Genomic DNA, 22,995 nt, shown 5'->3' on the forward strand with positions numbered 1-22,995 from the left:
GAAGCCTCGGCAGCAGCGTCCTGAGCCTGCTGCTGGTTGGTGCACGCAGCCAGGGCAAAGCCCAGGGCCAGGGCAAGCAGTGCCTTGTTCATGGTCATGATTCGGAATCCTCGTCGATTTGGTTTGGCAACGCGCAACTGCGCGCCGATAACATGATGACAAGCCGATGACGCGTGTCAAGCGGCCGATTCATTTTTTTCGTCCGGCGATGTTAAGCGGTGGTTATCCGGACTGCAAAAGCGGGGCCGGGCGGCAGGCCCGATCCCCGTCATTGTCGGTCGATCAGGCCAGTTCGACGGCGATCGCGGTGGCCTCGCCGCCGCCGATGCACAGCGATGCGACGCCGCGCTTGCCGCCGCGCACTTTCAGGGCATTCAGCAGGGTGACGATCAGGCGAGCGCCGCTGGCGCCGATCGGGTGGCCCAGTGCGAGCGCGCCGCCGTGCACGTTCAGCTTGTCGTGGGCGATGCCCAGGTCCTTGATCGGGGCCATCGCCACGCAGGCGAAGGCCTCGTTGATCTCGAACACGTCGACGTCCTCGACCTTCCAGCCGGCCTTGTCGAGCACGTTGGCGATCGCCTTGACCGGCGCGGTGGTGAACCATTCCGGCGCCTGCGAATGGGTGGCGTGGGCGACGATGCGGGCGATCGGCTTCAGGCCGCGCTTGCCGGCTTCCTCGGCGCTCATCAGCACGGTGGCGGCGGCGCCGTCGGAGATCTTCGAGGACGAGGCGGCGGTCAGCACGCCGTCCTTGCCGAAGGCCGCGCGCAGGGTCGGGATCCGGGCCGGATCGATCTTGCCCGGCTCCTCGTCGCTGTCGACCACGACCTCGCCCTTGCGGGTCTTGACCGTGACCGGGACGATCTCGTCCTTGAACACGCCGTCGGCCTGGGCCTGCTGGGCGCGGCGCGCGCTCTCGGCGGAGTAGGCGTCGACCGCCTCGCGATCGAGGCCGTACTCGGCGCAGGTGGCGTCGCCGAACACGCCCATCGCCTTGCCGTCGTAGGGGTTGGTCAGACCGTCCCAGGCCATGTGGTCGAGGAAGTCGGCGCTGCCGTAGCGGATGCCGGTGCGCGAGCCGTTGAGCAGGTGCGGGGCATTGGTCATCGACTCCATGCCGCCGGCGACGATCACGTTCGCCGAGCCGGCCTTGATCAGGTCGTGGCCGAACATCACCGCCTTCATGCCCGAGCCGCAGACCTTGTTGATGGTGGTGCAGCCGGCGGAAGCGGGCAGGCCGGCGCCGAGCGCGGCCTGGCGGGCCGGGGCCTGGCCGAGGCCGGCCGGCAGCACGCAGCCCATGATGACCTCGTCGACCTGGTCGGCGGCGACACCGGCCTGCTCCAGCGCGCCATTGATGGCGGCGGTGCCCAGGGCCGGCGTGGGGGTGCCGGTGTACTGGCCGAGGAAGGAACCGATGGCGGTGCGCTTGGCACCGACGATGACGACGTCGCTCATGGAAAACTCCTGCACAGACGGTACGACCGTGGGGGTCGGGAATCCCCGATTATGAGCTGCCATGCCGCAGTGCGGCAAACGTAGCTGTGGCCGATGGCGGGGCGATGACGGCCGGGCCCGACGCGGCGCGTGCGCACCAGAACGGGTTTCGTAGGAGCTGCGTAAGCTGCGACCGGGCGTTTCCCGTTAAAGCTCCATCGCGGCTCACGCCGCTCCTACGGGTCCGCTCGCCCCATCACTTACACGCCGGCCCTGGCCAGCCCCCTGAGTCAGGGGGCGATTCGTGCCACAGGCACGAATGGGGGTGTGGCAGCGCAACGGCGGGGCCCAAGGTTTGCGGAGCAAACTTTGGGAGATATCCGGGCGTAGCCGGATATCGTTCCCCCTGAGTCAGGGGGCGATTCGCATCGCAGATGCGAATGGGGGTGTGGCAGCGCAACGGTGGGGCCCGAGGTTTGCGAAGCAAACCTTGGGAGATATCCGCGCGCAGCCGGATATCGTTCCCCCTCACTCAGGGGGCGGACGAATGCTCTTCTGCTCTTCGTAGGAGCGGCGTAAGCCGCGATGGGCCTGCCTCCGGAACCTCCGGGTCGCGGCTCACGCCGCTCCTACAGGGGGCATCGCCAACCGCCGGACGTACCGGCTCAGCTGTTGCCGTTGAACAGCTCGCGGCCGATCAGCATGCGGCGGATCTCGTTGGTGCCGGCGCCGATCGCGTACAGCTTGGCGTCGCGCAGGATGCGGCCGGTCGCGAACTCGTTGATGTAGCCGTTGCCGCCCAGCGCCTGGATCGCCTCCAGGGCGACGTCCACCGCCGAATCGGAGGCGTGCAGCAGGCAACTGGCGGCGTCGACCCGGCTCTTGTGGCCGGCGTCGTAGTCGCGCGCGACCTGGTAGGCGAACGCACGGCTGGACTGCAGCGCGGTGTACATGTCGGCGATCTTGCCCTGCATCAGGCCGAAGGTGCCGATCGCGCAGTCGAACTGCTTGCGCTCGCGCACGTAGGGCAGGGCGATGTCGAGCGCGGCCTGCATCAGCCCCAGCGGACCGCCGCTGAGCACCAGGCGCTCGGTGTTGAGGCCGCTCATCAGCACCTTGACGCCGTGATTGACCTCGCCGAGCACGTTCTCGGCCGGGATCTCGCAGTCCTCGAACACCAGCTCGCAGGTGTTGGAGCCGCGCATGCCGAGCTTGTCGAGCTTCTGCGCGGTCGAGAAGCCCTTCATGCCCTTCTCGACGATGAAGGCGGTCATGCACTTGCTGCCCGCGTCCTTGCCGGCGGTGCGCATGTAGACGATCAGCACGTCGGCCTCGGGGCCATTGGTGATCCACATCTTGTTGCCGTTGGCGACCCACACGCCGTCGCGCAGTTCGGCGCGGCAGCTCATCGAGCCGACCACGTCGGAGCCGGCGCCGGGCTCGCTCATCGCCAGCGCGCCCTTCCACTCGCCGCTGCACAGCTTGGGCAGGTACCTGGCGCGCTGGGCCTCGTTGCCGTTGGCGTAGAGATTGCTCACGCACAGGTTGGAGTGGGCGCCGTAGCTCAGGCCGACCGAGCCGGAGGCGCGGGAGATTTCCTCCATCGCCACCAGGTGGGCGAGGAAGCCCATCTCGCTGCCGCCGAGCTCACCGGGGACGGTCATGCCCAGCAGGCCCATTTCGCCCAGCTTCGGCCACAGCTCCTGCGGGAACCAGTTGTCGTGGTCGATGGCCTCGGCGCGCGGGGCGATCTCGGCTTCGGCAAAACGGCGGACCGCGTCGCGCAGCGCGTCGATCTCTTCGCCTAGTGGGAACGGACGCATCTTCTACTCTCCCGGGCCGCTGGCGACCCCTAGCGTGCATGGAAGCCGGCCACCTTCCCGGGCCGACGAAATACCGACAAATGTTGCGCCTCGCGCGGCGGTGCGTCCCTCCTTGAAGGGACGACCGCCAGGGCCGGAACGGCGGATGCATTCCGGCGATGCCCCAGGAATCGATATCGCGATCCCCGGGGCGATCAGGACAGGTCAGTGGCCGCCGCGGATACGGCCCTGGAAGCGCGGGGTGGTGCGACCCATCGGCAGCTTCAGCTTGCCCATGACCTCGATGCGCTCCTCCGCCATGCGGTCGGCCGCCTTGTAGGTCGGGATGCTGTCGCGCTCGGCGATCTCGAAGATGCGGCCGAGGTTGTGATAGATCGTGCGCATCATGCGCATCGCGCGCTCGCGGTTGTAGCCGGTGATCTCCAGCGCGACGTTCATCACGCCGCCGGCGTTGACCGCGTAGTCCGGCGCGTACAGGATGCCGCGCTTGGCCACTTCGTCGCCGATCGCGTTGTTGGCCAGCTGGTTGTTGGCCGCGCCGCAGATCACCTTGGCCTTCAGCCGCGGCAGGGTCTGCTCGTTGACGGTGCCGCCCAGCGCGCACGGCGAGTAGACATCGGCGTTGACGTCGTAGATGTCGTCCAGGCCGACCGCCTCGGCGCCGTACTCGGACACCGCCTTGTCGACCAGGCCCTGGTTGATGTCGGTGACGAAGATCTTCGCGCCGCGCTCCTTGAGCAGCTTCACGAACTCCATGCCGACGTGGCCCAGACCCTGCACCGCGAAGCTGTACTTGCCGACTTCCTCGTCGCCGAAGCGCTTCTGCAGCGAGGCCATCAGGCCCTGCAGGGTGCCGTAGGCGGTGAACGGGGAGGGGTCGCCGGAGCCGCCGTGGACCTGGTGCACGCCGGTCACGTACTCGGTCTCGCGGTACACGTATTCCATGTCGTTGACGTCGATGCCGACGTCCTCGGCGGTGATGTAGCGACCGCCCAGCGAATCGACGAACTTGCCGAACGCGCGGAACAGCGCCTCGGACTTGTCCTTGCTCGGATCGCCGATGATGACCGCCTTGCCGCCGCCGATGTCGAGGCCGGCGACCGCGTTCTTGTAGGTCATGCCGCGCGACAGCCGGAGCACGTCGTTGAGGGCTTCCTGCTCGGTCTTGTACGGCCACATGCGGGTGCCACCCAGGGCCGGACCCAACACGGTGTTGTGGATCGCGATGATGGCCTTCAGGCCCGCATCCTGGTTGTGGCAAAACACGACCTGCTCGTGGCCGTAGCTTTCGAGGGTTTCGAAAATCATCGGGTGCTCCGTGTCGGCGCGTAACTGCGCAGGGCGCGCTACGTCGACAGATTTTTGTAAGTAATTGAATCCAGGGGATTCGTTCTGCCGCGAACGCGGCTGTCGGCCGCCGCGGCGGGCGCTAGTCTAATCCATTAGTTGGATACGGCTAGGTACGGTTTCATGCTGCACTGCCGCAATAAGTGCCTGATTTTCCGGGCCGCAGTGCCGCCCTTGTCCGATCGGCCCGCGGCTTCGGTCGCCATGGGGCGGCGCCCGCGCCGCAATCCCCGGTCGGAGCGCTAGAACGCGCGGTAATCGCGCTCGCGCAGCCACAGCGTGGCCAGCCACTTCTCGCCCTCGACCACCGGCTCGCCGGCATGCAGCGAGCGCGGCTCGGGGCCGCCGTCGGCATCGAGGTTGTCGAACACCACCGCGCAGCCGGGCTGCGGCGCCACGCTCAGGCCGGCGTCGGGAAAGGCGGTGGCGCCGCCGTCGGCGACCGCGTTCAGGTAGACGCAGATCGTGCGGGCGCGGTTGCCGGCTTCGGGACGGTCGCTGGCCAGGGTCGCCGGCGGCAGGTAGTCGCGGTGCGGGCGGTACTGCTGGCCCGGCGCGTAGCGCAGCACAATCAGCTGTTCGGCGTGGACCAGCTCCATCTGCGCGGCCTGGGCGATACGCAACTGCACGCAGCGCAGCGCAAAGTCCTCGGCCAGCGGATCGAAGCTGGCGTCGCGGCTGGTCCGCAACGGGTTGGCGCGGGCCTCGCCGCTGACCGGGTCGACGGTCATCGAGTCGCGCAGCTGCGGTTGCGCGCAGGCGACCAGCAGCCGGCACTCGTCGGCCGACAGCAGCCGGTCGACCCGGCGCAGCGCCGGCGATTCCGACAACGGCGTCCACGGCGGCGGCCACAGCACGTCCTCCAGGGTCAGCGTGCCGGGACGGCCCTCCTGTTGTGCCGGAAGCGGCGCCTCGATCGCCGGCAGCCGCGGCACTCCGGCGCGATCCAGTTGCGCCCACAGCTCCTCGGCCGCCCGCGGTTGCGGCGGACAGCCTTCGCCGCGCGCCAGCCGCTCGGCCAGCAGTTGCGCGGCGACGACGTCGCCACGGCCGGCGGCGCGCTCCAGCATCTGGATGCAGCGGGTCTGGTCGTCGTCGCCGGGCTTGCGGCCGAAATGGATCGCGACCGCGCGCAGGGCCGGAGCGATATCGTGGCGCACCGCCAGCAGCAGGCGCTCGTTGATGCGCGCATCGCGCGGCAGCGCGGTTCCGCCCAGCGCGATCATCGCCAGCAGATAGGACGCGCCCGGATGGCCGCTGGCCTCGGCGCGTTGCAGCCAGTGCACCGCCTCGGCCGGGTCGGCCGGCGCATCGATACCGTACAGCCGCATCCGCGCCAGCTCCAGCTGGGCGCCCGGGTGGCCGATCTGCGCCGCCTCGCGGTAACCGGCCGCGGCCAGCTCCAGCCGCTGCGCGGCGACATCGGCCTGGGCCTGGCGGAAGCGGGACTCGGCGTGGGCGCGCTGTTCGGCGCTCACCGCATGCGGCGGGACGGAGGACGGACCGACGTGTTCACTCATCCCCCAAGCCTAACCTGCGCGCGACGATGACGACGCCCCCGCTTCTGTAGGAGCGGCGTAAGCCGCGATGGGGCCTGCCCCCGGAACCCGGGGATCGCGGCCGGCCGGCGCGTTACAATCCGGTTCTTGCCTCAACCGTATTGAGTCGCCCATGAGTACCCCCGCCAGCCACGCTCCCCTCAGCCAAGGGCCGCAGGCCGATGCCGAGAGCACCCCGCTGCGTTTCGTGACCGCCGCCAGCCTGTTCGACGGCCACGACGCCGCGATCAACATCATGCGCCGGCTGATCCAGGGGCAGGGCGCCGAGGTCATCCATCTCGGCCACAACCGCTCGGTCGAGGACGTGGTCCGCGCCGCGCTGCAGGAGGATGCCGACGGCATCGCACTGTCGTCCTACCAGGGCGGCCACGTCGAGTACTTCAAGTACATGGTCGACATGCTCGCCGAGCGCGGCGCCAGCCATATCAAGGTGTTCGGCGGCGGTGGCGGCACCATCACCCCGGAGGAGATCCGCGAGCTGCAGGCCTACGGCGTCGAACGCATCTACCACCCCAACGACGGCATGCACATGGGCCTGGTGGCGATGATCGAGGACGTGGTCCGCCGCGCCGCCGACGGCCGCCGCTCGGCCGAGCACCCGGACAAGACCGTCGACATCGACGACGAGATCACCATCGGCCGCATGCTGTCGGCGATCGAGGAGGGCGCGATCGACGAGGCCGAGCTGGCCCACCAGCGCAAGCAGTGGCAGCTGGCCGGCGGCCGCACCCCGGTGGTCGGCATCACCGGCACCGGCGGCGCCGGCAAGTCCTCGGTCACCGACGAGCTGCTCAACCGCTTCCTCGCCAGCTTCCCGCAGATGCGCATCGCGGTGATCTCGGTCGACCCGACCCGCCGCCGCACCGGCGGCGCGCTGCTGGGCGACCGCATCCGCATGAACTCGCTGCGCTCCAAGCGCGTGTACATGCGCTCGATGGCGACCCGCCGCCAGCACGCCGCGACCAACGCGGTGCTGAAGGACTCGATCGCCTTTCTCAAGGGCCTGGGCTACGACCTGGTCATCGTCGAGACCGCCGGCATCGGCCAGAGCGACTCGGAGATCGTCGACCTGGTCGACTTCCCGATGTACGTGATGACCAGCGACTTCGGCGCGCCCAGCCAGCTGGAGAAGATCGACATGCTCGACTTCGCCGAACTGGTCGTGCTCAACAAGTTCGACAAGCGCGGCGCCGAGGACGCGCTGCGCGACGTGCGCAAGCAGTGGAAGCGCAACCGCGTCGCCTTCGACCTGAAGGACGAGGACGTGCCGGTCTACCCGACCATCGCCAGCCAGTTCAACGACCCCGGCATCAGCTGGATGTTCGCCAACCTGTGCCGGCTGTTGAAGGAAAAATGGGGTCAGAGTCATTTTTCGACGGTGGAAGGCAAAACAGACGCGGGCAGAGGGGCGAAAAATGACTCTGACCCCATTTTCTCCCCGCGCTGCGACTTCACCCCCGACATCGACACCTCGCTGAAGGAGCCGCGCGCGACCGTGCTGATCCCCGGCAACCGCGTGCGCTACCTCGCCGAGATCGCCGAGCAGGGCCGTTCGATCAACCGCCAGATCGAGACCGCGGCCGAGATTGCCGACCGCGCCCAGGCCTGCTGGCAGGCGCTGGAAGCGCTGGAGGACGACAGGCTGCCGAAGGCGCTGGACCTGTACGACGCCGGCGACCTCACCGACGGCGGCGACAACACCCTGCTGACCCTGCGTCAGCGCTACAACGACGCCATCCAGTCGCTGTCGTCGGAGGCGCTGAAGCTGCTGCGCGAATGGCCGGCGCGGCTGAAGTCGATCACCGACGAGGTCAACGAATACCAGGTCCGCGACAAGGTCATCCGGGTCGACAACTACCGCGAGTCGCTCAGCCACCAGATGGTGCCGAAGATCGCCGCGCCGACCTACAAGTCCTGGGGCGAACTGCTGACCTTCCTGCAGAAGGAAAACCTGCCCGGCGCCTACCCGTACACCGGCGGCGTCTACCCGTACCGCCGCACCGGAGAGGACCCGATCCGCATGTTCGCCGGTGAGGGCACCCCCGAGCGCACCAACCGCCGCTTCCATTACCTGTCGGTCGGCCAGCCGGCCGCGCGCCTGTCGACCGCCTTCGACTCGGTCACCCTGTACGGCGAGGACCCGGCGCCGCGCCCGGACATCTACGGCAAGATCGGCAACTCGGGCGTCAACATCGCCACTCTCGACGACATGAAGAAGCTGTACTCCGGCTTCGACCTGTGCGCGCCGACCACCAGCGTGTCGATGACCATCAACGGCCCGGCGCCGATCATCCTGGCGATGTTCATGAACACCGCCATCGACCAGCAGGTCGAGAAGTACCTGCGCGAGGACCAGGCGCGCTGGGACGCCGCCCACGACACCATCGAGAAGCTGTTCGAAGGAAAGAAGCGCCCCGAATACGGCGGCCCGCTGCCGGAGACCAATGACGGGTTGGGCCTGGGCCTGCTCGGCGTCACCGGCGACCAGGTCGTCGACGCCGAGACCTACGCCCGGATCAAGGCCCAGACCCTCAAGACCGTGCGCGGCACCGTCCAGGCCGACATCCTCAAGGAGGACCAGGCCCAGAACACCTGCATCTTCAGCACCGAGTTCGCGCTGCGGATGATGGGCGACATCCAGCAGTACTTCGTCGACAAGGGCGTGCGCAACTTCTACTCGGTGTCGATCTCCGGCTACCACATCGCCGAGGCCGGCGCGAACCCGATCAGCCAGCTCGCCTTCACCCTGTCGAATGGTTTCACGATTGTCGAGTATTACCTCGCGCGCGGGATGAAGATCGACGACTTCGCGCCCAACCTGTCGTTCTTCTTCTCCAACGGCATGGACCCGGAGTACACCGTCATCGGTCGCGTCGCCCGCCGCATCTGGGCCCGCGCCATGCGCGAGCGCTACGGCGCCAGCGCCCGCAGCCAGATGATGAAGTACCACATCCAGACCAGCGGCCGCTCCCTGCACGCGCAGGAGATCCAGTTCAACGATATCCGCACCACGCTACAGGCCCTGTACGCGCTGTTCGACAACTGCAACAGCCTGCACACCAACGCCTACGACGAGGCCATCACCACGCCCACCGAGGAGAGCGTGCGCCGCGCCGTCGCCATCCAGATGATCATCAACAAGGAGCTGGGGCTGAACTTCTGCGAGAACCCCTGGCAGGGCAGCTTCATCGTCGACAAGCTCACCGACATCGTCGAGGAAGCCGTCTACAAGGAGTTCGAGGCCATCAGCGAGCGCGGCGGCGTGCTCGGCGCCATGGACACCATGTACCAGCGCGGCAAGATCCAGGAAGAGAGCCTCTACTACGAGCACAAGAAGCACGACGGCAGCCTGCCGCTGATCGGCGTCAACACCTTCCTGCCCAAGGACCACGCCGGCGACATCGTCACCGAGATCGAACTGATCCGTTCCACCGAAGGCGAGAAGGGCCAGCAGATCGACAACGTCGGCAACTTCCAGCGGCTGCGCAACGGTTTGGCACCCTCTCCCGCGAGCGGGAGAGGGCAGGGTGAGGGTTCGGCCGCCGCCGGCCTCGCCTACCTCCAATCCGCCGCCCGCGAGCGCCGAAATGTGTTTGAATCGCTGATAGAAGCGGTCAAGACCCACAGCCTGGGGCAGATCAGCCACGCGCTGTATGACGTGGGTGGGGAGTATCGTCGCAACATGTGAGACGAATAGATGGGATATTCCAAGTCGTTGAAAAACCGAAATTGGTGGGAGATGGCATTTTGGATGCTCGTTGCCGCAATGGTAGTGGCACCCCCGATCTATGCGCAGGCGGTGTCATTGCCATCAAAAGAGCTCGTCACTAGGACAATCGTGACTAATTGTCCTGTTGAGCCAGTTGGTAAGTGCATGGAAACGGCAGGCCTTCTTCAGGCTGTCGGATCCTTCTATGAAGTTGTGATCATTGTTTTGATCGCATTGCTCGCAGCCGTCGTGTCGCTTGTTTATCTATCTATTCGCGCTTCATCAAAGCGGCAGATTGAGGAGCAATTTGAGAAAGACCTTAGTTCCGCATGGCTTCAAGATCGGCTGCAGCGAAAAGTGGACGAGGCAACGAAGTTAGCCATGGCTGATCTGGCGCGAAGGCTTGAGATTGCCGAAGGCATGCTGCAGCGAATCAGTCAGCAGCGCGATAGGTCTGAGGATGCTGATGGCGGCGCTATTGTCGTAGGAGGGGGGGATGGCGCTGGTTAGGCGAGTAGGAGTGCATCAGGCGCCCAGCCATGAGCTGGAGCTAGCCATGAGTAGGTTGGCGCATAGTGACCTGCTTAGGACGCCAGTTGATGTCTACTCAGTGGCTGAGTTCCTAGGCTTGGAAGTTCAAGAAGAAGTAATGGATGACGAGCTGTCCGGGTATATCGAGCCTCGTAAGTCTGGGTGGGTTATTGGTGTGAATTCATACCACCATCCGAATCGTCAGCGGTTCACGGTTGCTCACGAGATTGCGCATTTCTTGCTCCATAAGCCCAAAGAGCGGCATCTGGATGTGACCTTTGCGAGAAGATCTGGAGGTAGAAACAAGATGGAAGCTGAGGCAGATAGTTTTGCCGCCAATTTGTTGATGCCAGAGTCCGAGGTTAGAGATCTGATTTCCGGCGGTGAAACATCGCTTGATCGTATTGCGGGTCGATTTGGTGTCTCAGTAATGGCTGCCAAGTACCGGGCGCAATCCCTTGGGTATAAAGTGCGATGACCGATTTTTCATCGTGTATCTACTCACCGGCAATCCGCACCCGACGTGCAGAGTTGCTGGGCCTGTCGAAGGTAGATCGACCATTCGAGTATGGAGTTCTTCCGGTGTTCGAGTTGACGCGGAGTCGTCGAACCAAGTCCAATCCCGAGGGTTCGGTTGAAAAAAGCGTTGAGGATGTCTCTGAGCTTGTGGGTGGGGCACCATACGTCGCCGATGTTACTTCGCTACGCTCACTAACGAATTCGGATGTGGAGCGTTTGTTGGATCCGGATAACTGCTTCTCGAACTGGACGAGTTTTGTCACTTCTAAGCTTCCGGAGAATGCGATACCCGTAATCCACTTGACTGATCCGTTCGACAGAGACTCGGTTTCAGCGCAGATTGATGTTTTCATGCCGCGCCAAGGGAGGGTCGCGCTTCGAATTCCATCCGAGTTTGAAGATTGCGAGGCGTTAGCGGACGTTGTCCGGGAGGTTATTGGCAGCGGTGATAATCTTGCTGTTTATGTGGATGTCGGATTGGTAACGGAGAGAGGTCGTGGCGGTGCAATCGCAAGGGTTCGCGAAGTGGCTTCCATTTTTTCGGACTTAAGTCCAGGTCTATTGGCGCCCCTAGCAACCAGCTTCCCAAGTACAGTGACGCCTTACGGAGATGAAACGGGATCGTTTGTGCTCAACGAAGTTGGAATTTCAGATGCATTGAAGGATGACTTCCCGGATTTGAATTGTATTCATGGCGACTACGCTTGCATCCACCCGCTTGACATGGAGGGGATGGCAATCAACTGGGTGCCAAGAGTGGATGTGCCGCTTGATGGGTCGCTCTTTTATCATCGGCATAGACGGCACACAGGTGGGTATGTAAGGGCTGCGGAGGCGGCTTTAGCTGACTCGAGATACGTCGCACTCAATTGTTGGGCAGATAGTAATATCCGCGCTGCTGCTGCAGGTTCGCCGGACGGGAAGGCGCCGGCTTTCTGGATTTCCGTGAGGCTGAACTTTCATGTAGAGCGACAATTGGCAAGGTTGGGCGCTTAGCGAACGCTAGTCGGCGACGAGAGTATCGCCAAATCGTCCGTTGTTAGGACTCTGCCTCTTTCTCGATTGAATATGTCGTATCGGACGCGTAGCCTTTCGTGCACGATTTCAAGGGCTACCTTCGTCGCGAGCGGCGCCTTTAGTTCCTTGATGTTCAAAGCGGGTCCGAGGCTTCGTTGAATTTTTCTGGCATCGGGAACCCGAAGCCAGCCCAGTGCGTCATCTTTCCCAAGCCTAGTCCGGACTAGTGATTTTCGCCTTCTTGTTATGATGCCAAATTCGTCAACTGTAAGGACGCCCGTGGTGCGGTCAAGATGTTCGCGAGCTATTTCCAGCATCGCATGCGGTATGACCAAGTAGGACTCAAGGAAGGCGGCTTGATAGGCCTCCTTTTGTTGGGAATATCGCCGGAAGTCGTCGTAGGAGCTTTTTATTTCGTAGGCAGCTAAGCGATTTGGCGAACTAACGACGATGTCTGCTCTGTTCTGCCAGTTGTTGAAGTGAAGCTCGGTTGCAATGACTTCGCTGCTCTCAAGCTGTGAGAGTAGCCATCGAACGACGGAAATTTTGATCTGTTCTTCTCGCATACATGCAATGATAGCTTGTGGGCAAAGCTATGGTCAGGCTTCCCATTTCCATGAAAGGGAAAGTGGGTCAAGCTCATTTGTCCCGTGACTTTGGGGCGGCCACGGGGCTGGAGGACTGCGGAACGTTGGGCCAGGTCAGGGCTTCGATCTGTTGACGGAAGCGGCCGTTGTACCAGGCTTTCTGTTGCTGGGAGTGAGCTCACAGGTCCTCCAGTTCGCCTTGCGGGCGGCTCCGTCTCAAACAGCGCCCGATCAGCGTGTTGGCGCCGGGCACCGCTCGCTCCAAGTCCAAGGTAGAGCAGATGCTGAGATGGGGCGTGATGCGTGGTTATGCGCACCATGGGTGTTGAAAAAACAGGAGTCAGAGTCGACTTTCTCGATGAGCTTCGAGAAACGCTACTTTGCCCCTGTTCTTCGGGTGCGGCATGAGGGCTGGCGGCGCAAACGCAGCTCTCATGCGGCGTTGCCGCCCAATGCAGATCTTTTGGTCGAATGGCTGTGGTGCGGCAGGAAAAGTTCACTCTGATTCGGGTTTCGGTTTAGGCCTGCAGGCTAGGTAGCGTTGCACTCTATACCAACCAAGTTTTGAGGCGCGCGGCGCTTCAGTTCACGACTAGGCGCCATATTTTAGCTCTATAAGTTCCGATCAGGGCCTGAGTAATGAGTGTTGAAAAGAGATTGAGTGACATAGCGGAAGAGCTTGCATCTGGGGGTGAGATTCCTCCTATTACCGTCCGTGAGTTTCTGTCGTGGTTCAGCGCGTTGCGTCGAGGTAGTTGGATTGTTGGGCGCATTCGAGAAATGCTCGCGGCAGCTGGCCTTCGAACGCAGCCTGATTTCGAGTCGCTGTACATTGACGCCACCTTTTCTTTTGTATTGGAGGATGGCGACGCCGATAGCCGCGCTTTGCGCGTTGGGGATGCTTCAGCTGTTGAGACATCCGTGGCCGATGAAGTGGTGATTCGCGACGCGCCGCCGTACGCTGATCCGACGTACCGACTGAGTAAGTTGGCCGCCGCCAATAGGAGGCCTCACTCAGTTCCTCCGGCTGCGACCTTGCGGGAGGCGGTCACGGTTATGGTAGCGAATGACTATTCACAGCTTCCCGTTATGACGAGCGAACGAGATGTGAAAGGCATGGTGAGTTGGAATTCGATCGGTTCGCGCTTGGCGCTTGGAAAGCGTGTTGACCTGGTCCGAGATGCCATGGATTCTCATCAGGAGATTCCCGCCGAAGCGTCGCTTTTTCAGGCGATTCCGATAATCGTTCAGCATCAGTACGTATTGGTCCGAGGTACGGATCGGACGGTCGTCGGGATCGTAACTGCCAGCGATCTCAGTCTCCAGTTTCAGCAGCTGACCGAGCCTTTTTTGCTTTTGGGTGAGATTGAGAACCATGTTCGTCGAATCCTTGACCAGAAGTTTGCCACCGAAGAGTTGAGGCTGGTCAAGGACGATGGCGACTCGGGGCGGTTCATTGAGCGGATATCCGATCTCACGTTCGGTGAGTACCTGCGTTTGATTGAGAATCCAATTCGATGGGAGAAACTAAAGCTGCCGGTGGATCGAGTTGTGTTCTGCCAGCAGCTTGAGCGGGTCAGGTCAATCCGCAATGACGTGATGCATTTCGATCCGCAAAAACACAAAAACAGGGGTCAGAGTCGGCTTTCTCAATGAGCTTCGAGAAACGCTACTTTGACCCCTGTTCTTCAGGTGGGACACGAGGGCTGGCGGCGCAAACGTAGCCCTCATGCGGCATTGCCGCCCAATGCCGATCTTTGGGTCGAACGGCTGTGTTGGGCAGGAAAAGTTCACTCTGCCCCGGGTTTCCGACCCAGATTTCCGGTTTCCGCCTAGGTCGACTTCAATCGCCGCTGGTCACGGGCGCGAAGTTGGCGTGTACCAGCATCCACGTGCCGTTTTGCCTGACATAGACGCGCGTCGATTTGGCCAGGACGTTGTCGATCTTGCCGTCCTTGTCCTTGACCATGCCCACGTAGTTGTAGGCCAGAATCGCGGTATCGCCGTAGACCTGCACGTGCGGATTGATCATGTCCGACAGCAGGCCCTGGCTGCCGCCTTGCAACGAGGCATCGAACATGCGGCCCGCCAGTCCCTTGCCCTCGATCAGGGTCGGCACGTCGGGGTTGAACTCGGTGTAGTCGTCGGCCACGGTGGAGAAAGACTGTGCGGCGGGCTTGTTCTGGTCCTGCGCGGCCCACTGGGCCTTGGCCGCGGCCATGACCTCGGCGGCAACCGCCGGATCTTCGGCGGCCGACGCTTGGCCGGCGCAAACCAGCAGCGCCCAGGCAGCGGCAAGCAGTGTCGTGCGGACGGAACGTCGATCGAAGACGGACATGTGAGACTCCTCGTGGTGAGCCAACGGAAGTGACAAGCCCGAAGCCATCAAGCGGCTTCCCTGCTGCCTATTCGCGGTGACTGACTGCCCCGAGCCCGATGCCGATACCCGGGATGGAAACCCGGGATGGAGATGGATGCCGGATACCCCAGATCAGATGGGCGGCAACCTGCCAAACGCCGGTCCTCGGCAATACCGGCCACCGCGCCCAGAAACAGAGGTCAGCGTCGGCTTTTTCAGACGGCACGTGCCCCGGCAGCCTTGCGCCCCCACCCACCTCTTGACCCCCCAAAAAACCTACCGCAGACTCACCCTCAAGGAGCGTCGAAACTCCTCACGTAGCGGTTCCCACCTCCGTCAAACCGGTGGGTTTTTTGTGCCCCTAAACTTTAGGGCACAACCGACGCGACGCCTGCGTCGGGAGGGCGGCTAATACAACACCCTTCGGGGAAATACGCCCGCCGTCTACGTGCGGTTTCGAACCTCCCGACTTCCCGTCCGCCGTCCCGGTGGGCGGGCACTTCACGGAAGGAGGAGGCGACGGTGTCCAAGCGCACACCCCAACAGACCCAGGCCACGGGCGACGTCCCGCCCCAGGACGGCCACGCCCGGCTTGAAAGCCTGTACGAGCACATGCGGCGCCTGTCGCAGCTGGCGCAGTCGCGGGCGCGCGACGGGGCGCCGGAGGGGCCGCCCGGGCCCAGCGCGGGCGAACTGGCGCTCTGCCTGGAGCTGCTGGCCGAACAGGCGGGGCAGGTACTCGATGCGCTGTCGCCGCCCGCTGGGCGGGAGGCCGCGCACACGCCGCGGCACATCTATGAGGCGCCTGCCGGGGACACGCCCGCGCTGCACACGGCCAAAGCGCAGGGCGACTTCTGCTTCGGTCTCACGGTGGCGCAGATCGACGCGCTGCAAACCTTGGCCACCCAACTGTCGGCGCATGGCGACGTGGTGACAGGCAGTGGCGACGCCGCGTTCGCGGACCAGACCCTGCCCACCATCGGCCACGCCATCTTTGAAGAGGCGGAGGCCCTGCGCGGGATTCTCGGCCAGGTGAGCACGCAGCGCCTCGGCAACCGGGTAGGCGAGGCGCGGCCCGTCTACGGCGCCGCCCCGGTCAGGGCGCGGCCCACCCACGGGCCCACCGATACGCCGCTTCCATCGCCCGCGTTTCCAGCCCGGCGACAGAACGCCGCCACGCTGCACTGAGCTGGTCGGCATGCGGCATCGCCTTCCAGCAGAAGCTGGCTTTCGTGAAGTAGAGTCTGTTGTTTCTGTTTGGAAACTTTGGCAGAGTCGAGTTCCTGACCTGCCGTCGATTGCCCGGATTCGGCCCGATGAGCCCCCCACCAAAGCCACCCCGTCCAGCACCCGACCCGCCAGCCGGGCCGGAGCTGAGGCGGGAGCTCGTCGAGTCATATGGCGAAGGCCCTGCAACCGACCCGTTCGAGCGCTGGCTGGCGCTGATGGAGGTGGTCGAAGTCCTGTGTCCGCGCTGGCCCACGCGCGAGCCGCGGCCCCACTACGGCAACATGAAGCTGTAGGGCAGAAGAATGGACGACAGCAGCGATCAGAGCCGACTTTCCCAGGAATCGATTGGATCGACGCGCTTGCGAGGCCGTCCGAGCTTGGCAGGGCCTGCGGTGCGGCCGAGTCAGGCTTCGATCGCGCGGAAGCGACAGGGGCGTAAAGGTACCGGCGTTGCAGGCGCGACCCGATGGCTCGGGTTTCGGTGGAAGCGATGGCCGCCATCGCCCTCGCTCACCAAGCCTGTCGTCGGGTGCCCTGATAGGAGCCCCCGCATTGGGTATTGTGGGCCGGGCAGGATCAGCGATTGTCGTCTTGTTTCATGGCTCATCGCTGAGATGAGCTTCCAGGTCGGCGCGTACGTACTCGCCAATCTCGCATTTGCTCGAAATTTCCGCGAGGTCCTTCGTGCTTATCTCATAGCTTGCGGCCGGCATGACTTTTATCCGTGGTTCGAATCTGGCGTTCAGGAGAATCCAGACTCTGGCGTCTTGCCCCTTGGAAAGAATCCCGGCGGCGCAAAGGCCACTTTGTTTTTCAATGATCAACGGGCGAAGGTCTTGAGCTTCGCGGTAGCGGAACTCAAGATCTTGCAGCATGGACCACTCGGGTTTGGACTGTAGTTCGTCGCTTCTGCGCAGCTGAGTGTACGCAAGTGCTCCAAGCAGTCCGAATGCTATCGCTGTTACACCTAGGGTTCGTAGGATTCGCATGGTCAGCGTCATCAAAAAACCGGGGTCAGAGTCGACTTTCTCAGGGGTTGATTGGACTGACGCGCTTGCGCGGTCGCCCGAGCTTGGCGGGGCCTGTGGCGCGGCCGAGTTGGGCTTCGATTGCGCGGCGGAAGCGATCGGGGGCGTAAAGGTGCTGGCGTTGCAGGTGCAGGCGGATGGCCTCGGTCTCGGCGGGGGCGATGGTCTCCATCACCAGCGCTCGCCAAGCCTGTCGACGGCTGTCCAGGTCGGAGCCCAGTGCCCGCCACGCGGGATGCGGGTGGATCAGGGGGTCGGGTTCGCCAATGGCATTGTGGCGATGGCTTGACCAGCGGTAGTCGGCGGGATCGGCGACCATGCGCGCCCGCAACGGGTTGAGTTCTATATAGCGCTGGCATTGCAGCAGGTAGCGGTCGTCGGCCACCGGACACGATTTGTAGCGTCCTTCCCAGAGTGTGCCGGTGCGACGGTAGTGCTCATTGATGTAGCGCACGTAGCGACGGCCAAGGGCTTGCATGACCCTGCCGATCTGCCCGGAGGCGGACGGAGTCATCAGCAGATGCACATGGTTCGTCATCAACACATAGGCGTGGACGGCGCATTGTTCTCGTCGGACGATTTCGCGCAGGTCCTGCAAGTAGCGAACGTAGTCGATCCCATCGAAGAAGCAGGGTTGGCGGTCATTACCGCGTTGCACGACATGCTGGGCGATGCCGGGCAGGTCGATACGAGGGCGTCGGGGCATGGTCGCGTCCTTGCGGGAAACGTGTTCACACTAACTTGTGGCATGACGCCGGCTCATAGGCGTGCTTCCCGGCAACGGCTAGGAAAAGTCCACTCTGACCCCGATTTTGCTATCGCTGGTCCAGTTCGTAGTGGATCAACACCACGCATTGCGATGCGAACAGCATTCGGGATCCCAGCGCGATCTTCTTCGCGCCCAGGCGCTCCAGGCCGTGGAAGGTCTTCTTCGGCATCGGAATGTGGTCGGTCAGCAGGAAGCAGGGATTGCCATCGAACGCCTGCTCGCGGATCGGGGTGCCTTTCCGGTCCATGACGAACAGCTGGTGATCTTCGGCAAGCTCCTGCACCAGCCGCTCGAAACTCGTGGTGCGCACGGTGATGCCCGATTCCACCGGTCGCATCTCGTCCTTGCTCATGCCCCTGGACGCATCCAGCGCTTTCGCGATCTTGCCCAGCAGCGCCCGTTCGTCGAAGCCGCCGATCTCCTGCATTGCGCTGGCGTCGAAGCTGATCGTGCGGGAAAAGTCCCGGGTGCTTTCCAGTACCAGATGGACCTTGACGTCCGGGCGATGCGATTGGGCCACGAACACCGCATTCATCAGCGTGTGCGCCAGGATCTCGGGATGTGCCTCCTTGCCCACGGAGGCCAGCAGGGCTTGGCTGTCGGTGGGGGCGGCGCGCGCTCTGACGACGAAGGTTCGCATGGGGGTTCTGGCCGGTGGGGCGTGCGAGGCGTCCATTGTCCCCAAAAGCAGGGGTTAGGGTGGTCTTTCTGGCGTCCATCCCGGCAACGGGTAGGAAAAGTCCACTCTGACCCCGGTTTCCCACCAAAGCCACCCCGTCCAGCGCCCGACCCGCCAGCCGGGCCCGAGCTGAGGCGGGAGCTCGTCGAGTCATATAGCGAAGGCCCTGCAACCGACCCGTTCGAGCGCTGGCTGGCGCTGATGGAGGTGATCGAAGCCCTGTGCCCCCGCTGGCCCGAGCGCAGGCCGCGGCCCGGATTCCACGACATGAGGCTGTAACCGTGCCGGCGCAGGAGCGGTTCCTGCGCCGGCGTCTCCAGCGTTGCCCGTCAGGCACTTACCCGTGCGACGGCTTCCAATCCCCCGAAGGCACCGTATTCACCATCCACGGGACGCCGAACCTGTCGACCAGGGCGCCGTAGCCGGGCGACCAGAAGGTCTCGGCGAAGGGCGTGACGGTCCGGCCGCCTTCGGCCAGCCGGGTGAACCAGCGCTCCGCCTGCGCGATGTCATCGGTATGCAGGGTCACATCGAACCTGTTCTTGGGCTTGTCTACGTTGGGCGCCCACTCCACGTCCATGTCTGCGCCCATCAGCGCCTGGTCGCCGACCTCCAGCCAGCAATGCATCAGCCAGTCCTTGTACTTGTCGTCGGTGATCGGCATGTCCGGCGGCGCCTCGCTGTAGGGGAAGGCGGCGGTAATCTTGCCGCCGAGCACGTCGGCGTAGAACTCGAACGCTTCGCGGCACTGTCCCTGGAAGCTCAGGCTGGTGACGATCTTCATGGCATCTCCTAAAAGTGGGGTCAGGTTTGTTTTTCGATGGAGCGCGCACGCCAACCGCGGTTCTCAACCGCGCCGCGCCGCCTCCTTGGTGTTATCGAACCACGGGCAGATGCTGTTCTTGCGGATCATGTCGGTCCTCCTGCCGGGTTCGACAGTACAACGAACGGGCGGGGCGATATTCGACACCTCCGGGGCGTCCCGTTCGCGGGCGCCCGCAGGCCAGGCGCGTGCGGTGGTAGAGGCGGCCAACGCCAGCAGACCGAACAGGCCGAACGGGTGCCCGACGCGCTGTAGTCGCCAGCCGCACACGCGCGAAAAAAGGGGCAGATTCATTCATCCCGCGACCTGGGGCGGCCACGGGGCCTGAGGGCTGCGGAACCTTGGGCCAGGGCGTCGATCTGTTGACGGAAGCGATCGCTGCCCCAGACCTTCTGTTGCCAGATGTGGGCACGAAGGTCGTCTAGGTCGTTCAAGCGCGGTCCGGCCTTGAACAGTGCCCGATAGGCCTGTTGGCGCTCGGTATCGTTCGCACCGAGTCCAAGGTAGAGCGGATGAGGGGGAATGCGTGGCTCGTGCGCACCGAAGGCATCGCGGGCAAGGCCGGACCAGCGGTAGCCCGCAGGTGCCGTCACCCTGCATGCACGGACGGGGTTGAGCCCGGCGTAGCGTCAGCAGGCGAGCAGGTAGCCGTCGCTGTCGACCCGTGCCGATCTGAAGCCAGGAAATGGCGGCCCTGTCTTGGCTACGCTCCGGGCCCGCTTCGCGTTGCGCTCAGTACCACCAGGCCAATGCAGCCAACGCGAGCAGGTTCCAGCCGACGTGGGCCGCGATCGGGGCCGCCAATCGTCCGCCGCACAGCAGGCACAGCAGCGACAGGGTGAGGCCGCCATACAGTGTCGTGTCGACCATGCCGGCCCAACCCTGGTAGCCGTGCACGGCGCCGAACAGCAGCGCGACCAGCGCCACCGCGGCGCCCGTGCGCAGCGGGCCGGGACCGAGTGCGCCGCGCAGGCCATGCAGCAACACCCCGCGGAAATACAGTTCCTCGGCGAAGGCGCCGAGCGCGCCGAGCACGGCCATGCCGGCGACGCCGCCGGGTCCGCGCATCTGCTCGAGGTTGGCGATCACGTCGCTGCGCGCCGCGCCGCCGGTGGCCGGGATGATCACGGCGAACTGCAGCACTGCGAACGCGACGGCCACCGCGAGGCCGATGCCGGTGTCGCGCATGAGCCGCTGCCGGACCAGTCCGATGTCGCGCCAGCGCACGCGCACCAACCGGAGCACCAGAGCCAGCGCGGCGACGGTGAACAGCAACTGCAGAACGCCGACGACCGCATGGCCGCTGCCCTGCAAGCGCAGCCCGAGGACCGCCTGCGGCAGGATGAAGGCCGCTGCGATCGCGAGGACCCAGGCGAGCGTTCCCGCAACGAGCGCTGCGATCCAGCGCCCACGCGGGATCGGTGGCGAAGTCGTGTCCATGGAGCGTCTCCGGCTTGCGCAGCCCTCAATCTCGTCGATCGCGTGGTGTCGCGCACGGCCCGATGGTCATGGCGCGCCGGGTCCGCAGGTGTCACGCACAAAGCAGTGGTCAGAACAGACTCTTTGCGGCTCCCCCGATCGGACTTTGTCATTCGTGGGGCGTGTCCCCATCGGGTGGGGGAGGAAGAGGGGGTAGGTTCATTTGTCCCGTGACCTGGGGCGGCCACGGAGCTTGAGGGCTGCGGAACGTTGGGCCAGGACTTCGATCTGTTGACGGCAGCGGTCGCTATCTTTGCACCCTGACCCCGATTCCCACCCAGGACTCCAGGTCACCTGGCTATTGATGGTGGGCGGATATTGGCTTGTCCGAATGGATCGAGGTCGGAAAGCCCTCTTGCTGATTTACTCTGACCGCGACAATCGGAAGGGTGTGGCCTGATGAATCAAGCCGAGTCTGAGTCGCGGAGCGAGCCCGCCCGCAAGAACAACAAGATGCTATGGGTCCTGATCATTGCAGGCGTTGTCTTGACGCTCTATGGCTTCGCGGAAACCTGGCATCACACAAGCAAGCTTCTCGATATGGGGAACAGAACAGCCGCGGAGTCTGCATGGACCCGGTTCGCGCTTCGGAGCATAGGCGGCTGGCTCGGCGCGGGCGTGGCTCTGTTCGTGCGATCACTTGTTGTCGGGTCGAAGCGATAAAGTTCACTCTGACTTGGGCCTGCTCTGGCGGCAGGTTTCGAGCGTACGCGCTGATCGGGCGACGCTCGTAGAGTGATGGGCAAGCATCCGGGTTCTGCGATTGAGCGGGCTTGTGGCGCCCCTGTGGATGATCCGAAATGGAGTACTTCATGTCCCCTCCACCCCCTCCGGTCCCGTGGCGCTTGCGCGAGATGCTCCAGGGCTATCCGGGGCATGTCGAGCGTCTGCAGGAAGTGCTCAGCTACATGCTTGAGGAGCCTGCGCCTGGCGTCGACCCTTTTGAGCGCGCCATCTGGTTGCTTGAAGGCAGGCTTGAAACCTTCATCTTCGAGGCTCGCGAAGAACTCAAGGCTGCCGTGGCCAGTGGCGATGAAAAGGCGGTTGAGCTGGCGAGGGCGAAGGAATCGCTCATGCTTCGCGCCCACTCCAAAAATGGCGGGCTATTCGATCTGAGCGAGCTCCAGTCCTACTTCGGCAGGCCCCAGGCGAGATACGAGGGAAGCCGGAGCCCGACGCTTGATTGGATCCTGGCCGTCATCGTGCTGGCGTCTCTACTGGTGGGGCTACGCGAATACAACCAGTACAGCCAGCAGCAGCGCGCTGCCAGGCTGAGCGCGCACCTGGATGCGTTTCTGGGCCCTGCGGAATCCACTTCAGCAGATGACGAGTGGACAGAGGCGGCACCGGAAGACGAGGGCCTGGATCCATGACTCTCCCATCGGGGCGGAGCATGGTTGAGCCGCCTGGTTGGCGACACTGCCGCGTGGGCACGGGGTGGGCGATTTGCGGCAAGGGGGGAGGGGAAGATGTGGAGCCTCGTTCACACCGCGGTTGTCTAGAATGGCCCCAGGTCGTTGGGTACCGGTAGTAGGCAAGGAAGACCACCGTGGCTTTTGTCAACGAGTTCATCCCGGAAGCGGATGTCGAGAAGTACGGTCTGAAGGAGATCGATCAGAATTTCATCATTGGCGGTACGAACGCGCGCGACTGGACGATCGACCGTGAGCGCGACATCTACCTGAGGAATGTCGCACTCGGAGCTGGAGCCGAACCGGAGATCCGTAATCAGACGAAGTGGACCTTCTATTGGCATGGCGATCTGCTGACCCTGCGTCTGGATCTACTGGACGGCAAGGGCGGGCGCGGCGAACCGGGCTGGTCGCACTGGAAGCTGGTCCGGCTCAACGGTAGCAACGGTCTTCCCGAGCATCTAAGGTCGCAGAAAGAGCAAGTTCTCCGGGATCTCGAAGATGCTTTGACCGCGTACAAGGGTGCCGGTATCTATTCAGCGGCCTATGGCGCCTACAGCGTGACTCTGGATATCGGTGAGGAGTGTGTGCTGTGAGCATCCAATGGGTTCCAAGCAGGCGAGTACGCTGGTGCATGAGAACCCACCCACCTGCTGTCAACTGGATGCGATGTCCGAACCTGGAGTC

Annotated in this window: 20 protein-coding genes; 8 read left to right on the top strand and 12 right to left on the bottom strand. The window is 63.8% G+C overall.

Annotated elements, in window-relative coordinates:
* Positions 1–282: 282 nt before the first annotated feature.
* The 4 genes from FKV24_RS06055 to FKV24_RS06070 form a co-directional block, all read right to left on the bottom strand.
* On the bottom strand, positions 283–1,458 hold the full coding sequence (locus FKV24_RS06055; protein ID WP_141481733.1) for a thiolase family protein: 1,176 nt from the start codon (positions 1,456–1,458) through the stop codon (positions 283–285).
* Positions 1,459–2,102: 644 nt separating this feature from the next.
* Positions 2,103–3,260 (bottom strand): isovaleryl-CoA dehydrogenase, encoded by a 1,158-nt coding sequence (locus FKV24_RS06060; protein WP_141481734.1) that lies wholly within the window; start codon positions 3,258–3,260, stop codon positions 2,103–2,105.
* Positions 3,261–3,464: 204 nt separating this feature from the next.
* Complete coding sequence (locus FKV24_RS06065) at positions 3,465–4,568, bottom strand: Glu/Leu/Phe/Val dehydrogenase dimerization domain-containing protein (RefSeq protein ID WP_111266663.1); 1,104 nt, start codon at positions 4,566–4,568, stop codon at positions 3,465–3,467.
* A gap of 281 nt (positions 4,569–4,849) precedes the next feature.
* Entirely contained in the window at positions 4,850–6,127 is a 1,278-nt protein-coding gene (locus tag FKV24_RS06070; RefSeq protein WP_141481735.1) for a 2OG-Fe(II) oxygenase, read from the bottom strand.
* Positions 6,128–6,278: 151 nt separating this feature from the next.
* Between FKV24_RS06070 and FKV24_RS06075 the strand changes: the two genes are divergently transcribed.
* The 4 genes from FKV24_RS06075 to FKV24_RS06090 are packed head-to-tail and all read left to right on the top strand — an operon-like array spanning position 6,279 to position 11,921.
* A complete protein-coding gene (locus tag FKV24_RS06075) occupies positions 6,279–9,854 on the top strand; it encodes a methylmalonyl-CoA mutase family protein (protein ID WP_141481736.1) in 3,576 nt (1,191 codons plus the stop codon).
* 9 nt (positions 9,855–9,863) lie between these two features.
* Positions 9,864–10,385 carry a hypothetical protein gene (locus FKV24_RS06080; protein ID WP_141481737.1) on the top strand — a complete coding sequence of 174 codons (522 nt, stop codon included), beginning with the start codon at positions 9,864–9,866 and terminating at the stop codon, positions 10,383–10,385.
* 46 nt (positions 10,386–10,431) lie between these two features.
* On the top strand, positions 10,432–10,884 hold the full coding sequence (locus tag FKV24_RS06085) for an ImmA/IrrE family metallo-endopeptidase (RefSeq protein ID WP_170288224.1): 453 nt from the start codon (positions 10,432–10,434) through the stop codon (positions 10,882–10,884).
* Positions 10,881–11,921, top strand: a complete 1,041-nt coding sequence (locus tag FKV24_RS06090; protein ID WP_141481739.1) for a beta family protein — start codon at positions 10,881–10,883, stop codon at positions 11,919–11,921. Before FKV24_RS06085 ends, FKV24_RS06090 begins: the two co-directional genes overlap by 4 nt.
* Here FKV24_RS06090 and FKV24_RS06095 read toward each other — a convergent pair.
* The gene (locus tag FKV24_RS06095; RefSeq protein WP_141481740.1) at positions 11,918–12,508 is read right to left on the bottom strand and encodes a sce7726 family protein; all 591 of its coding nucleotides are present in this window, start codon (positions 12,506–12,508) and stop codon (positions 11,918–11,920) included. The two genes, FKV24_RS06090 and FKV24_RS06095, sit on opposite strands and share 4 nt — an antisense overlap.
* 660 nt (positions 12,509–13,168) lie before the next feature.
* Here FKV24_RS06095 and FKV24_RS06100 point away from each other — a divergent pair.
* Positions 13,169–14,185, top strand: a complete 1,017-nt coding sequence (locus FKV24_RS06100) for a CBS domain-containing anti-phage protein (RefSeq protein WP_141481741.1) — start codon at positions 13,169–13,171, stop codon at positions 14,183–14,185.
* A 187-nt stretch (positions 14,186–14,372) separates the two neighbouring features.
* Here the strand turns inward: FKV24_RS06100 and FKV24_RS06105 are convergent, their stop codons facing one another.
* The gene (locus FKV24_RS06105; protein ID WP_170288225.1) at positions 14,373–14,867 is read right to left on the bottom strand and encodes a DUF4440 domain-containing protein; all 495 of its coding nucleotides are present in this window, start codon (positions 14,865–14,867) and stop codon (positions 14,373–14,375) included.
* A gap of 543 nt (positions 14,868–15,410) precedes the next feature.
* On the opposite strand from FKV24_RS06105, the gene FKV24_RS06110 reads away from it, so the two are divergent.
* Positions 15,411–16,076, top strand: a complete 666-nt coding sequence (locus tag FKV24_RS06110; RefSeq protein WP_141481743.1) for an XAC0095 family protein — start codon at positions 15,411–15,413, stop codon at positions 16,074–16,076.
* 638 nt (positions 16,077–16,714) lie between these two features.
* On the opposite strand, the gene FKV24_RS06115 is transcribed toward FKV24_RS06110, so the two are convergent.
* The 6 genes from FKV24_RS06115 to FKV24_RS06140 form a co-directional block, all read right to left on the bottom strand.
* Positions 16,715–16,993, bottom strand: a complete 279-nt coding sequence (locus FKV24_RS06115; protein ID WP_141481744.1) for a hypothetical protein — start codon at positions 16,991–16,993, stop codon at positions 16,715–16,717.
* A 154-nt stretch (positions 16,994–17,147) separates the two neighbouring features.
* Entirely contained in the window at positions 17,148–17,852 is a 705-nt protein-coding gene (locus FKV24_RS06120; protein ID WP_141481745.1) for a transposase, read from the bottom strand.
* A gap of 109 nt (positions 17,853–17,961) precedes the next feature.
* Positions 17,962–18,591 carry a tRNA (pseudouridine(54)-N(1))-methyltransferase TrmY gene (gene trmY, locus FKV24_RS06125; protein WP_249040939.1) on the bottom strand — a complete coding sequence of 210 codons (630 nt, stop codon included), beginning with the start codon at positions 18,589–18,591 and terminating at the stop codon, positions 17,962–17,964.
* Positions 18,592–18,931: 340 nt separating this feature from the next.
* Positions 18,932–19,378 (bottom strand): VOC family protein, encoded by a 447-nt coding sequence (locus tag FKV24_RS06130; RefSeq protein ID WP_141481746.1) that lies wholly within the window; start codon positions 19,376–19,378, stop codon positions 18,932–18,934.
* A gap of 63 nt (positions 19,379–19,441) precedes the next feature.
* Entirely contained in the window at positions 19,442–19,711 is a 270-nt protein-coding gene (locus FKV24_RS06135) for a hypothetical protein (RefSeq protein ID WP_141481747.1), read from the bottom strand.
* A gap of 438 nt (positions 19,712–20,149) precedes the next feature.
* Positions 20,150–20,857, bottom strand: a complete 708-nt coding sequence (locus FKV24_RS06140; RefSeq protein WP_141481748.1) for a CPBP family intramembrane glutamic endopeptidase — start codon at positions 20,855–20,857, stop codon at positions 20,150–20,152.
* Between the two features lie 851 nt (positions 20,858–21,708).
* Between FKV24_RS06140 and FKV24_RS19535 the strand changes: the two genes are divergently transcribed.
* Positions 21,709–22,269 carry a hypothetical protein gene (locus FKV24_RS19535; protein WP_211371797.1) on the top strand — a complete coding sequence of 187 codons (561 nt, stop codon included), beginning with the start codon at positions 21,709–21,711 and terminating at the stop codon, positions 22,267–22,269.
* A gap of 176 nt (positions 22,270–22,445) precedes the next feature.
* Entirely contained in the window at positions 22,446–22,904 is a 459-nt protein-coding gene (locus tag FKV24_RS06150; protein ID WP_141481749.1) for a hypothetical protein, read from the top strand.
* Positions 22,905–22,995 lie beyond the last annotated feature (91 nt).

It is taken from the genome of Marilutibacter maris, from assembly GCF_006546735.2.
In the GTDB taxonomy this organism is placed as follows: Bacteria; Pseudomonadota; Gammaproteobacteria; order Xanthomonadales; family Xanthomonadaceae; genus Marilutibacter; species Marilutibacter maris.